This is a genomic window from Larkinella arboricola, from assembly GCF_003259745.1.
Classification (GTDB): domain Bacteria; phylum Bacteroidota; class Bacteroidia; order Cytophagales; family Spirosomataceae; genus Larkinella; species Larkinella arboricola.
On the sequence record NZ_QLMC01000004.1, the window covers coordinates 784,037 to 797,531 of the forward strand.

At 52.3% G+C, this 13,495-nt stretch carries 8 protein-coding genes; 6 read left to right on the top strand and 2 right to left on the bottom strand.

Annotated features, from left to right (window positions below):
- Nucleotides 1-91 precede the first annotated feature (91 nt).
- The 3 genes from LX87_RS18960 to LX87_RS18970 all read left to right on the top strand — a co-directional run bounded on the left by LX87_RS18960 (nucleotide 92) and on the right by LX87_RS18970 (nucleotide 3,490).
- Complete coding sequence (locus tag LX87_RS18960) at nucleotides 92-1,357, top strand: DUF937 domain-containing protein (protein WP_111629825.1); 1,266 nt, start codon at nucleotides 92-94, stop codon at nucleotides 1,355-1,357.
- 217 nt (nucleotides 1,358-1,574) lie between these two features.
- The gene (locus LX87_RS18965; protein WP_111629826.1) at nucleotides 1,575-2,552 is read left to right on the top strand and encodes an SDR family NAD(P)-dependent oxidoreductase; all 978 of its coding nucleotides are present in this window, start codon (nucleotides 1,575-1,577) and stop codon (nucleotides 2,550-2,552) included.
- A 38-nt stretch (nucleotides 2,553-2,590) separates the two neighbouring features.
- A complete protein-coding gene (locus LX87_RS18970; protein ID WP_111629827.1) occupies nucleotides 2,591-3,490 on the top strand; it encodes a TspO-related membrane protein in 900 nt (299 codons plus the stop codon).
- A gap of 35 nt (nucleotides 3,491-3,525) precedes the next feature.
- Here the strand turns inward: LX87_RS18970 and LX87_RS18975 are convergent, their stop codons facing one another.
- Nucleotides 3,526-4,308, bottom strand: coding sequence for a hypothetical protein (locus LX87_RS18975; RefSeq protein ID WP_111629828.1), 783 nt, complete (start codon nucleotides 4,306-4,308; stop codon nucleotides 3,526-3,528).
- A 227-nt stretch (nucleotides 4,309-4,535) separates the two neighbouring features.
- Here LX87_RS18975 and clpB point away from each other — a divergent pair, with 227 nt between their 5' ends.
- Entirely contained in the window at nucleotides 4,536-7,181 is a 2,646-nt protein-coding gene (gene clpB / locus LX87_RS18980) for an ATP-dependent chaperone ClpB (RefSeq protein WP_111629829.1), read from the top strand.
- 132 nt (nucleotides 7,182-7,313) lie between these two features.
- Here the strand turns inward: clpB and LX87_RS18985 are convergent, their stop codons facing one another.
- Entirely contained in the window at nucleotides 7,314-7,967 is a 654-nt protein-coding gene (locus tag LX87_RS18985; RefSeq protein ID WP_111629830.1) for a DUF4142 domain-containing protein, read from the bottom strand.
- A 568-nt stretch (nucleotides 7,968-8,535) separates the two neighbouring features.
- Here LX87_RS18985 and LX87_RS18990 point away from each other — a divergent pair.
- Nucleotides 8,536-10,752, top strand: a complete 2,217-nt coding sequence (locus LX87_RS18990; RefSeq protein WP_111629831.1) for a hypothetical protein — start codon at nucleotides 8,536-8,538, stop codon at nucleotides 10,750-10,752.
- 41 nt (nucleotides 10,753-10,793) lie between these two features.
- A complete protein-coding gene (locus LX87_RS18995; protein ID WP_111629832.1) occupies nucleotides 10,794-13,451 on the top strand; it encodes a hypothetical protein in 2,658 nt (885 codons plus the stop codon).
- The last annotated feature ends 44 nt before the right edge of the window (nucleotides 13,452-13,495 follow it).

Consider the following 13,495-nt stretch of genomic DNA (forward strand, 5'->3'; position numbering starts at 1 on the left):
TTTTTTGTCTAACTTTATCACTTGTATTGTACCCCTCAACGTTGCGTTTGCGGATGTGGTGATTAGATAGTCCTCATGCAATATCGTCTTTATGAATTTATTAATTGAATTAAAAGAAAACCTAACCGATACAGTTGTTTCCCGTGCGGCTTACTACGTGGACGAACATCCGGAAAAAACCCGGATTGCTCTGGAAGGACTCGTTCATACGGTCATTGCTGGTCTGATGAAACGGACAACCACTGAAATTGGGGTTAATCAATTATATAATTCGATTCAAAAAGGGAAATTTGACGGCACATTGGTCAATTCATTTCCTGAATTGCTCCGCGATACGGAGCAGACCAATCGGCTGGTCGAATCGGGCAGTAACAGCATTAGTCATTTGCTGCCAGCCATGAAAAGCGCCATTGGACTCGCCATCTCCGGATATGCCAACATTAAAAACTCGGCCGCCATCACGCTGCTGGGCCTGGTAACGCCCCTGGTATTGGGAACGCTCAACCGGCTGGTGGTGGATAATAAGCTGGATGCCGACGCCCTGGCGATCGTTCTGGCCGATCAGCGCGATTACCTGATTGACACAACGCCCGAAAAACTGCTCGACCGGATTGCGGAAGGTCTAAACATTCAGCAACTGCTGACCACTGGTATTCAGCCTGCCAAGCGGACGGCTTATGTCGAGCGCGCACCCGTCCAGGAGCGCCCGCGGTATGTGGCCGAAGCGGAGGAAGAAGGCAACGGTTCGCTGGTCAAATGGGGTGTGGGTGCGCTGGTGCTGGTAGCACTGGCCGGCGCTGGTTATTACATCTGGAACAATACGCAGTCGTATTCATCGGCTGCCGAAGAAGAAGTCATGTCCACCGAATTTGTGGATTCAACGGCCACCAGCCCGGCCAATACCACTAAGTCGGCGGCCCCCGCCCGGCCTGATTCGGCTGCGCTGATCACCTCGGCTGCCAAAACGTCAACAACGGCCCTGGCGGCTTATGTAACGAATCTACAGGCCCCGGCCGGACGAAGTTTCCGAATTCCCGCGCTGGATTTCGAACCGGGTACCGATCAGTTAAAACCAGCCGGACTGGCCACCGTTACCGAACTGGCTACCTTGCTGAAAACCAATCCGACCATGCAGATTCGCCTGGTTGGTTACGCCAACGACGCCGTGCCGCCGGTAACCAATAAGGTTCTGTCCATCAAGCGGGTGCAGGCCATCAAGACCGGATTGGTCAGGGCCGGTATTAATTATCTGCGGGTAGATGCCATCGGTCTTGGTACGGGCGTCAGACCCGGCGACACAACGGCTGTGGGCAAAACACCGTTAAAGCAGATCGACGTGAAAGTCGTTACAAAGTAAAAGCCAGAAAAGATAGTAGGGTAAAGGAGGTAGCCCGGAGGTGAGGTAACAGCATGTTGGCCTGACTTTCGGGCTGTCTCTTTTTTGTCCTGTTCGACCGCCCACACACAAAGATTTTTCCAACATCTGCCGATTTTGGTTGTTAGCAGACAGTGGGCAGGCAAGCCGTCGAGACGCTTCCTGTCTGTTTGTTTAATTGACTAATCAACGTTACGGTATGGAAGCACAAACGGCAAAAACGGCCTTGGTTACCGGCGCTACAAGCGGTATCGGTCGTGAACTGGCAAACTTGTTTGCGAAAGATGGGTACAACCTGGTGTTGGTCGCACGCAGCAGCGATGGTCTGAAGGAAATCGCTGGTGAATACGAACAGCAGTTTGGAATTACAGTAACCTCCATCGCCAAAGATCTGGCCGATCCGAAAGCACCGGAAGAAATTTACGACGAAACGCAGCGGAACGGTATTCGCGTCGATGTGCTGGTCAACAACGCCGGGATGGGTGAGTACGGTATGTTTGCGAACGAAACCGACTTGCAAAAGGAGTTGAGCATTATTCAGATCAACGCTACGTCGCTGGTTCACCTCACGAAGCTGTATCTGAAAGATATGGTGCAACGTAATGACGGCAAGGTGTTGATGCTGGCATCCGTCGCGTCGGTGGCACCCCACCCGCTTATGGCGGTTTACGGAGCGACCAAATCCTTCATCCTGTCGTTCACCGAGGCTTTGCAGAACGAGCTGAAAGATACCAACGTCACCCTGACAGCCCTGATGCCGGGTCCGACCAATACCGACTTTTTTGCCAAAGCCGGAGCCGAAGGAACGCGTGTTCACCAGATAGCGCAGACAACCGAGGCCGCTAAGGTAGCGCAGGATGGCTACAACGCGCTGATGAAGGGGAAGGAAAAGATTGTATCCGGATTGATGAATAAAGCCCAGGTTGCGATGGCGCACGTGTTGCCCGACGAAATGGTGACCGGTTCGATGCGAAAGCAACTGGAACGCCCGAATGAATCCGAAGAGCAGGACCATTCGATGCTTATCACGGCCATTGCGGTCGGGGTGGTAGCGGCAACCACGCTGCTGTGGGCGTTTGGGACAATGGAAAACGGTTGGAAAGGCGAGGCCGCCAAAGTTCGGCGGAAGGCCAAATCGACGGGCGAGTCTCTGTTTGGTAAATTGTCCTTAAATTAATTTTCCTGTCAGGAATTCATAGACTTAACTAATTCAGGATGAAAAATTCCTTGTTTTGGCGTATCGGAACAGCAGCCCTGGTCGTGGGCAGTATTGTTTATACGGCAACGGCGAATTTCAGGAAAAGAAAGAACGAGGAGCAAAGTGATAATGTATCGCCCGAATACCGGCGGGTCTTTGATGCTAACCCGATTGTGCCGGATGGCTGGACGTTTGGTACGGTTTGGTCAACGATTTATACCGGAACAACGGCCTACGCCATTCACCAGGCACTACCTTCGCAGCAAAGTAACCCGCGTTATCAAAACGCTTTGCCCTGGCTGGCCATCAGTTATGTGCTGAATGCTGCTTTTGGCCGACTTTTTTCCGACCCACGTCGGGAGAGCATGATTGGTTCCGATCTGGTGACGAAAGCGAGCCTGCCCGCAGCCCTGGCGCTGCACCAGCAACTGGAAATCGGCAAAACCACCGTCGGAAGTCCGGAACGATACCTTCGGATACCGTTCAGCCTGTATGCCGGTTGGCTCACGACGGCTTCGGTAGTGGGTACGCCGAACTTACTGCTGAACCTGAAGCTCTGGAAGCCGGAGCCGCGTCGGGATACGCCGATCTTTGTCGGGGTGCTGGGAGCCACAACGGGAGTGGCTTATGCGGTGGCCCGACGGCTTAACGATCCGTATTATATGCTGCCGTTTGTGGCCGGTTTTGCCGGAATCGCGACGAAGCAATACGGTAAAAATAACGCCGTTGCCCTGACGGCGGCTGTCTGTTCGCTGGCGGTTAGTGGTATGCTGATTAGATGGTTGCCGAAGGGGGAGTTTGAACCTGTGGAGCGCGAAACCGAGGAGGTGGACCCTGATGCGGAAGCCGAAGACTATGGGTGGGAACACGAAAGCCCGAATCGTGACGTGGAGTCGTATTCCTACACGTCAATCTGATCGCCGGGGGCCGATGACATCAGGCCCCCGGCTTTTTACTGGCAGCTATAGCCATACGTCTTCTCTTTATTGACCGCCCCCGGGTTACCGGTTTGCTGGAGCAGCAGCGACATCTCCGTCGGTAAGTCATTGACATACTGATAAGTTGCTGTATAGCCATAGCCCAAATCTTTGTATTGAATCGGGTTGTTGGTACTCAGGTAATGGCTTTTGTCCGTCAGGGATGAAATAAGCGGAATCAGGTGAAAAGCAGGTTGGCCGCTGAAAGGCGATTTTTTGGTATCGTATTTATATTCGGCGCGTAGCTCTTCGGGTTTGCTTCCTTCAGTGTAAAAAACTTTTATCACATTGCCCGCTTCATCGTATTCCATGCGTTTGGAATAAGTGCGTAAACCGCGCGGATCAACCACCGCAATGTTGGTCACCCGGCCGTTGCTGTCGTAAGTGGGGGTTGCGGTGATGGTCTGGCCGTTATCGGTGGCTTTTATGGTAGCAATCCGGCCACTGACATCATAGGTGACGGTATGCTCTTCCGCACCCAGATTCTCCAGTTGCGAAACACCGACCAGAAATTTAGTAATCCGGCCGTTACCGTCGTAGGTAAACGAAAAGACATTAAACGCAAACTGCCGAATGGCCGAAACCCGGTTATTGGCGTCGTAGACGACCGTAACGGATTCCGAGTCGAAATATAAATCGGTTACTTCACTCACCCGGCAGGTTTCCGTCTGCGGGTCCGGCTCGCCATTATTGCTTCCCCCACAGGCCGTCAGACAGAAAACCGCTACACCAATAAGAAAGCCGATTTTTACGTTCATACAATCAAAAATTCGGGTTCAGTAGGGTAAAATACGGGATTGTATCGGTTATTTCATAGTGGACGAATTAGTTTTGCATAAATGTCAAAATGGCAAGAAAGTAAGGTTGTTTTATTGAAATCCGGTCATTTTGTCCGGGAAGTGCCATTGGCCTGTTGTTTGTTGATAAGCTGGTTGTCAAACAATATTGAACACCGGCGGCTAGCCGGTACAACATACCCACGACCATGAACCTGAATTCATACACGATTAAAGCGCAGGAGGTTATCCAGCAGGCGGCCCAAATCGCGCAGGGCAATCAGCAGCAGACGGTTGAAACCGGCCACGTGCTGAAAGCTATTTTAGATGAAGACCAAAACACGATGGGCTTTCTTTCGAAGAAAACCGGCGTGAATGCCAGCCGCTTGACACTGGCGCTGGATGCTATCGTCAACAGCTATCCGAAGGTGTCGGTGGGGGCGCAGGGAACTTCCAATATCTACCTGGGGAACGACCTGAACGCAGCCCTGCAACGCGCTACGGGCTATCTCAAAAAATTTGGGGATGAGTATGTCAGCATCGAACTCATCCTGTTAGGACTGGTTACTGGAAATGACTCGGTTGCCAGCCTGATGAAAGATGTCGGTTTTACCGAAAAGAGCCTCAACGAAGCGATCAAAGAATTACGCGGAAAAAATAATTCAGTGAAAGATCCAAATGCAGAAGCTAAATACCGTTCGCTGGAACGGTATAGCAAGAACCTGAATGAACTGGCCGAGAAGGGGAAAATTGACCCCGTAATCGGTCGGGACGAGGAAATTCGCCGGGTGCTGCAAATCCTGAGCCGCCGGACCAAAAATAACCCGATGCTGCTGGGTGAACCGGGTGTCGGTAAAACGGCCATTGTGGAAGGGCTGGCGCAGCGGATTGTGCAGGGCGACGTGCCCGAAAACCTGAAGTCGAAAACCATCGTGTCGCTCGACATGGGTTTGCTGGTAGCCGGTGCCAAATACAAAGGCGAGTTTGAAGAGCGACTGAAAGCCGTTATCAAGGAAGTGACGGATTCCGAAGGGGAAATCGTTCTTTTCATTGACGAAATTCACACGCTGATCGGGGCGGGTGCCGGGGGCGGAGAAGGTGCGATGGACGCGGCCAACCTGCTGAAACCGGCTTTGGCACGCGGAGAACTGCACGCCATTGGGGCCACAACGCTGAAAGAGTACCAGAAATATATTGAAAAGGATAAAGCGCTTGAGCGACGGTTCCAGGCCGTAATGGTCGACGAGCCGGATGTGCCGGATGCGATTTCGATTCTGCGCGGTATCAAGGAAAAATACGAACTGCACCACGGGGTCCGGATTAAGGACGATGCGGTGATTGCGGCCGTTGAGCTTTCCAACCGCTATATTTCCGACCGGTTTCTGCCCGACAAAGCCATTGACCTGATGGACGAAGCGGCTGCCAAAATGCGGCTCGAAATTGACTCGGTTCCCGAAGAACTCGACGAACTGAACCGCCGGATCATGCAGTTGGAAATCGAACGCGAAGCCATCCGCCGGGAAGCTGACCGGGAAAAAGAAAGTGCGCTGAACAAGCAGATTGCCGACCTGAACGATCAGCGTAATAGCCTGAAAGCCCGCTGGGAAGTAGAAAAACAGTCGGTCAACGAGGTCCGGACGTTGAAAGAACAACTCGATCAGCTGAAATCCGAAGCCGAGCACGCCGAACGTTCCGGCGATTACGGCAAGGTGGCCGAGATTCGCTACGGTCGACTGCCCGAAATGCAGAAACGCCTGGACGAGCTTGTCAAGAAAGAAGGCGACGCCCAAACGCTGTTGCAGGAGGAAGTGACGGCGGATGACATTGCCGAAGTCGTAGCCAAATGGACCGGTATTCCGGTAACTCGTATGATGGAGTCGGAGCGTGAAAAACTGCTCCATCTGGAGGACGAACTTGCCAAGCGCGTGGCCGGTCAGGAGGAAGCCATTCAGGTGGTGGCCGATGCCGTACGCCGGAGCCGCGCCGGGATGCAGGACCCCAAACGGCCCATCGGTTCGTTTATCTTCCTGGGTACGACCGGGGTTGGTAAAACCGAGCTGGCGAAGGCCCTGGCCGATTATTTGTTCAACGACGAGAACTCGATGGTACGAATCGATATGTCGGAATTTCAGGAGCGCCATGCGGTTAGCCGGTTGATTGGGGCACCTCCGGGTTATGTCGGTTACGACGAAGGTGGTCAGCTGACCGAAGCCGTGCGCCGGAAACCGTACAGCGTCATTCTGCTGGATGAGATTGAAAAGGCGCACCCCGACGTGTTTAACATCTTGTTGCAGGTGCTCGACGATGGCCGTCTGACCGACAGCAAAGGCCGGGTTGCCAACTTTAAAAATACGATCATCATCATGACCTCGAACATCGGTAGCCACATCATCCGGGAGCGGTTTGCGCAACTGGATGACTGGAACCGCGATCAGATCATTGATGATACCAAGGAAGAAGTCTTCGAGTTGCTGAAACAGACGCTGCGTCCGGAGTTTCTGAACCGGATCGACGAACTGGTGATGTTTCAGCCGCTGACCCAGCGTGAGATTCGTAAGATTGTCGGTCTGCAATTCAAACACATTCAGGACCGGTTGTCCGAACAGGGCATTACCATCGAAGCCGACCAGGAAGTTCTGAACAAGCTGGCGGAAGAAGGTTTCGACCCGCAGTTTGGTGCCCGCCCGCTGAAACGCGTCATGCAACGGCGCATCCTGAACGCCCTCTCGAAAGAGATTCTGGCGGGCCGGATTCAGAAAAACGCCATTGTTGGCATGATGCTGAACGAAACCGAAGACGGCAAAGACGACATTATCTTTTACAACCTCGATAAGGTCGTGCCGGAGTTGGACTAAGGTATAGGATTGCGTAAAAAATGCCCGGTCTACAAAGCCGGGCATTTTTGTTTTCAGTATTAAATCAAAACAGCCCGACCGAAAGCCGGGCTATTTTTGTAGCAAGTGTCTAATATTTTAGCGTTAATCAGGCTACTTGGCGCTTCCGCCTTTGATGTTGTTCTGCACATCCTGCGCAACCTGTAAATGCGTGCGAACCAGCGGATGAGCAGCCGAGGCTATGCCTTTCAAACTGGCGTCCGATGCTGTTGTTTCCACTTTCGCCATCACCTGATCGAGTTTCTGGTGGCCATTCACACCGCTTTCCATGACGTAAAACCGATCAAATTCTTCACCCGAAAGGCTTTGCATTTTGGTCAGCATCTCCTGAGTTTGAGGGTCTACGCTCGTCGGCAGGGTTACACCCTTGGCCGATGCCACCTCTTTGAGTTTGTTGGACAATCCCGTCTGCTCGTCAACCTCGGCCTGAGCCAGTTGCCGCACCTGGTCGCTGGTGGCTTTCTGCATAGCAATCCGGCTGAGTTCGAGCTGCATCATGCCGCCTTTGGCTACTTCCATCATCAGGGCGTTATCGGCCTGAGAAAGAGCGTTTTTAGAAGGGGCGATGGCGGCCACCGCTGCGGCACCCTGCTTGTTCTGGTTGTCAAAGTCTGCCTTACTGAGTTTACCGACCATTGCCGATGATCCCGAACGCGTCTCCCGGCCCTGCTGACCCTGCTGTGCCAGCAAAGGCGTTGTCATCATACAGGCCACTAGCAGCCCTACTGCACTCCAAAGTGTTCGCATCGTTTTGTGCTTTTTGGTTGGATATTCGATTAGTTTCCTGAGATAACACCTTGTTTCGAAAACTGTTTGCGAGGGAATGAAACCAATAAGTCTACGGCCCATGTGAAGACACATGAGGTAAAGTGTTTACGATTATGTGATCAATAATTTCTACTAAAAGCGACTCAGCTATTCATAATAAGTTCGATGGAGAAAATGGCTTTCATGTGATTGGTTTTCTACGGATTGCCAGCATTTTAAGCCCTTATTACCGTTAAAAAAAGCCCGACTACCTTTAAATAAATAGACAGATAAGCCTGTATTCTATTTTTCTAGCTTTATCTCGTTCATTGAACACACACCATTTTTAGAAGCGCTACTTATGGCAAGGGTCAAAACATTTTCCTCGCAAATCACTACGGCAAAAAGGGCTCTTTTTGTGGCCCCAACTGGATTGTCGGTCGGATTAACCGGTCGGATTCTGAATGGTCCAGGGCTAGAAATGCGACAGGATCCGCCCAGGCCTCGGCAGCCGCCCATCGTCAGGGTGCCTAGATTTCCAAGATCCGCCATTACGGTTCCTATTTCGATGGTACAGCCCGTTACCGATGAAATGTTACTGGAAGCGCCCGCCGATCCTTCGATAAGGTATTACATCCCCCGCTATAAACTGGCTACACAACGGGTTGATCTGCAACAGCAATTTCGGGTATCGCTGGAGCAGTTCATTGATGCCGATGGTGGACAATTGATTGTTTTTCTGGCTAAGTTTCCCGCTCCAGCAATTGAAAATGCGGTTATAAATGCCCGACAAGTTGAGGTTCAGCCTTCTATAGCAATCGAGTTTAAGGTTGACGCAATTACGAAAATGTTAGCTTTTACGGAAGTGGATCAGCAAGCGGATGAAATTAAAGCCGTGTTGAAAGTAACTTCCTTTGCCGAGTTTAATCAGTTGTTTCAGGCGCTGACAACCAGTTCTTATGAAACGAAATTAGTGGTTAACAGCCTGGTGAGTCTGGCTTATCCGGCCAATATGCCGGTGGATATTAATCAGCTAAATCCCGAAACTCATCGGCCTAAGCTGGTTTTGAAAGGATTGGAAGAATATGAAGTGCGCGGCAACTGGTTTAACCGTGCGTCACTTTCGGTTCGGAACCGGGAGATTTATCCGGACGAGTTATTCCAACCTTCACCCGATTTGCCGCCCTGCGGTTTAAATACAAATTCATCCAGGACATGGGTCGATATTTACAATAATTTAAATCAACGTATATACGGTTTTTGCGCTCTCAATAAGGCCGATAATCTGGATGATCTGTGGGTTGCTTTTCAAAAAGGGCAGCCCATGCCAGTATCGGTTTATATAGCGCTGAATGATCGGCGTAAAGGGCAGCAATATTTTTCTACTGAAGTTGCATTAAGAGCGGATCAAATTACTTCCGGTGAGCGGTTATATGTAAACGCTAAGGAGAGTTTTTCTTCCCGAATTGATTTTGTATTTCCCGAAACGCTGCACAGTTATATGTATAGAAAAGCCGGTGGGCACGGGCCGGGCCGAAGCGGTTTTATTAAACATACCGTTGTCTGGGAAGAAAAAGAATATACTTATTTTCAGGACGAAGCCCGCCCGGATCATTTCCTGTATTTACCCGATTCGTATAAGCTGGCGCAGGTAGAAGGCCCCGTTCGGGTGCCCTGGTTGCGGGTCGATTTTGAAGGAAAAACGCTTTCGGATTTAAAGGCCCGGATTCAATACCGTCTAGCCGGATTTGTTGACCTGCAACGCATTCAGGATGCGGCCAAAAAACTAATTAATAAAGTAGAGGGAGAAACCGTTGAAGGGCTGGTTTTTGAACTGCTGGATAGTGCCGACGAAGCAACGTACAAACTCACCCTTCCGGGTGTTGGCGGTTCGTCGGATCGCCCGGATGCCATCATTGACCCCGGAAATTATATTGAAGATGCTCTGCCCGCCTTATCGATCGATGATTTTCGGACCGTTTTCAACCTGCTGTTGAGCACCGACGAACGGGATATTACCCTGCGCGGTCAGGTGAATCTTAAACTGGGCGGGTTGCTGATTCCTCCGATTCCGGTTTCTATCCGTCTGGGCGATAGTGCCGGCGATGTTTTCGATAGTACCCGAACCGTTGATGCAGCCGCCGGAACCATTGCCGTATCGGTGAAAAATGCCATCGAAAGTCCGGTGTCGGTTCAGGGGCTGAACGTTGAAATTCAGGCCGATAAGCAGTTTGTTCCGGCCCGGGCCGAAGGAGACGGGTTGGTTTTTCCCCGGCAGATTGCTGCGGGCGAAACCGTGGTGTTTACCGTCGTTCCCGAAACACCACTTGCCGATTTGCAGGCCGCCGAAGTTATTCTGGATTGGCAGAATCTGGATATTTTGCCCGACAGCGCAGCGCTTTACGACGCCATCGTGAGCAAAACCGTTAACGCGAGTTTTGAGAAAGCCGTTACCATCAAGGTCCACGCGTTTGGTGACGATCCGACGATTCTGGACATCGGTATCAAGTTTAAAAGTTCGGAAACCGGCCCGGTGCTGACCTCAACCACTTTTTCACGGCCCCAGCAGGTGGAAGAAGATCAGTTGATGCAAACCGTGGGCAAGGCCATCAATTTGCCGCTGCCCCTTCAGGATTACGTCCGAAATCTGCCCACGTTTGGACAATACTGGTATCAGATTACGGTTTACCGGACCTCGGGCGATGCAACGGGGGTGTGGACACTGGAGAGCAGTGACTTCATCAATATTACGACGGATAAGTTACCGGTTCCGGTTATCGGATAGCAATTAATAAACTCCTTGTTCCGTATCCAGTCACCAATCCAATGAAAAAAGGTCTTCCCGATTTTAGTCAGGTCATTGGCGGAGAAAACGGCATTGCCTACGCGCCTTACCAGGGCATAGGCGATGTTTCGGTGATTCCGCTGACGCTGCAAGTCGCCCGTCAGGACGATGGAAAACCGGCTTTTTTTCTGGAATTAATCCGGGGTGTCACGCCATTTTCGCTGCCCAAACCACACGGCATGATCGACCTTCGGCTGGACGTTGGTTCTGTAGAAACGTCGTTTCTGGAAACCGTCCGAAACCGGTGGCCGGAGCGGGCGATGATAAAACCGTCTTTTAATCAGGGGTTCTTCCGGTTTCGGTCCCTGTCAGACCGGGTAGATAACGCTGGGGCCGACCTGCTGGCACCGGTGACGATGGGCGGGCTGCTCGTGTCGCGGTTGCGGTATACGCGGTTGCTGTCGCTGGAAGCCCTGACGGCCATAAAGCAGGCTTTGCAAGAGGAATTGCTGGTGCTCGATGCCTTCGCTGAACTGGAAGTAAAAGGCGTAGCGCCCCGTCTGCCGGCAACCGTGGAATTCAACCCCGGTGATTTGATGCGGACGGTTGAACCGCTGCTGAATCCCGGTCGGCAGATGCCCGTTAGCCGGTTGGTTGAGTTTTTCCGTCAGGACCGTTCAGCGTTTCCGTTTCTGTCGATTCAGGCGGAAGGACCGTTTACGGAAGATGAATTTGGTACTACGCTGGCCGACTGGATTATGGCCCGGTTCGGGAGGTTTACCCCGTCGCCCGACGACGATCCGCAGCCGTACTGGCACCTGCCGGAATCCAGCGAGCAAGGGCGATTTATCTGGAAGTTCTCGGACCCGCTGGAAACCTCCCGGATTCTGACGTTTCAGTTCGACGCGTTGGCCGAAGCCCGGAAACTTGTGCAGATGGCCGGACTCAATACCGTCTATACCGAACGGGTTATTCCGCCCCTGCAAACGGGTTTTCTGCGGATTCTGGTGACGCACGAACTACCGGAGTTGCCCGATAGCGTGCTTCAGGTTGGGGTTCGGTTTCAGGCACCGCCCAACCCGCCCCACCGGTTGCAGGCCATTAACAAAACCGTCGTTTTTACGCCCGGTCAAAGCAGTGAGGTGGCTGAATTGCAGTTTTCGCCCGTTGAACGGCAAGAGTATTCGTATGCGCCCTTTGTGGTGTTTCGAACCGCCGCCGGCACGCAGGAGCTAACCGGCGAATCCAGGCTATCGGCAGACCAGCACCTGCGAATTCGCGATTTGCCGGTTACGCTGGTGGCTATCGAAGCCGCAACGGACTTGCTCAACGAAGCGACCCTGCACGGATTGTACCAATGGGAGATGGCCGGTAACGCCAAGTCTATGGCCTTCAATTTATCAGCCAGTCAGCCGAAAACGACGCTGGTGGTCCCTGCCGAAGTCAACGGTCTGCCAACCTGCGTGGTAGAAGCCGTAGCGGTCGATTCGGACGGACGGGTGCAGGCCGAGTTTTACCCGAACGGCAGTTTGCGCCTGGATTCGTTTTCGTTTCCCGGGTACGGGCCGCACAGCGTTGAATTTGTCGGTCAGTGGAAAGAGCCGGATGCGCTCATCGTGCTGCATTGCCTGCCGGAAGAAGAGCCGCCGGAGGGGTCGAGCCCAACGGTATTGACGCTGACGATGGATAAGCCCCGAAAAAGCTGGTCATGGTTTGCCGACAGCATGTTTCACCCCGGTTTTCGTTACCGGGTTCTGAATGGGGGCGGGGAGGAGTTGCTGCCCTGGTCGGAGATTCAATCGCCGTATACAGGGACCGTTCGTGTTGATCCACACCAAAAAGATTCAGAAGATATGTATGATGGTAATCAGCTTTTTAACGGCTTACGCTACTTCAAAAATCCCGATGAGGAAAACGGGTATTACTACCTCCCGGAGCAGCCGAAACCGCAGACCGACCCCGACGGAAAACCGACCTTATCGTTGATCGTGATGGGCGGGAACGGTTTTTTGCAGCTCGGAACGGTTTGGGAAGCGGACGCGGTGACGCTGGAAGAACTGCGAAGCCACATTGCCAACGAACGGAACGAACCGGCGGCTGCGATTCAATTAAATTTTGCGCCGGTGGAAGTCGAAAAAGTGGAGGTCGTGCTTAAAACCGGGTCGGAGGAAAAGGTTTTGGCAACCTCCAGTTCCTCGGGTTATCCGCCGTTTTCGGCCATTTTCAGTGCTGCGGTTACAAAAGATGATCAGAATGCCGTTGTGGCGGCTTTACACCAGCAGAAGGATGTATTACGGGTTGATTACCACACGGTTCGGCAAACGGACGAGTCGGTGACCGTAACAATTCGGGGACGTATTCAGCAGGCTCCAGACGGTCTGGCCGAGAATGCGTCGTTGCAGGAGTGTAAAGAGTGGGTGGTAGCTGCCGTGGCATCAGAAACACTGCACATGGTGAAAACCGGTAGTAAAAAAGCGTCCGGTGAGTTGTGGCAGACAGCCGAAGAAGAAGCCCTGGAGGCTGCGGCTGAACAAGTTTCACGGTATGTACGGGGAACGGTTTTTCAGGCCGATGAGGCCCAGATAAACGTCGTCTCCGAGAAATCGGAGACGGCGTCAACGCCGGTTATTTTTTCAACGGATGTAAGCACCTGGTTCTCCGGGAATGAGGGCAATTCCCATATCCGGATTGGCGGATAGACCGCTTTACAACTTCGCATAACGTTCAAAAAAACGCTGGGTAG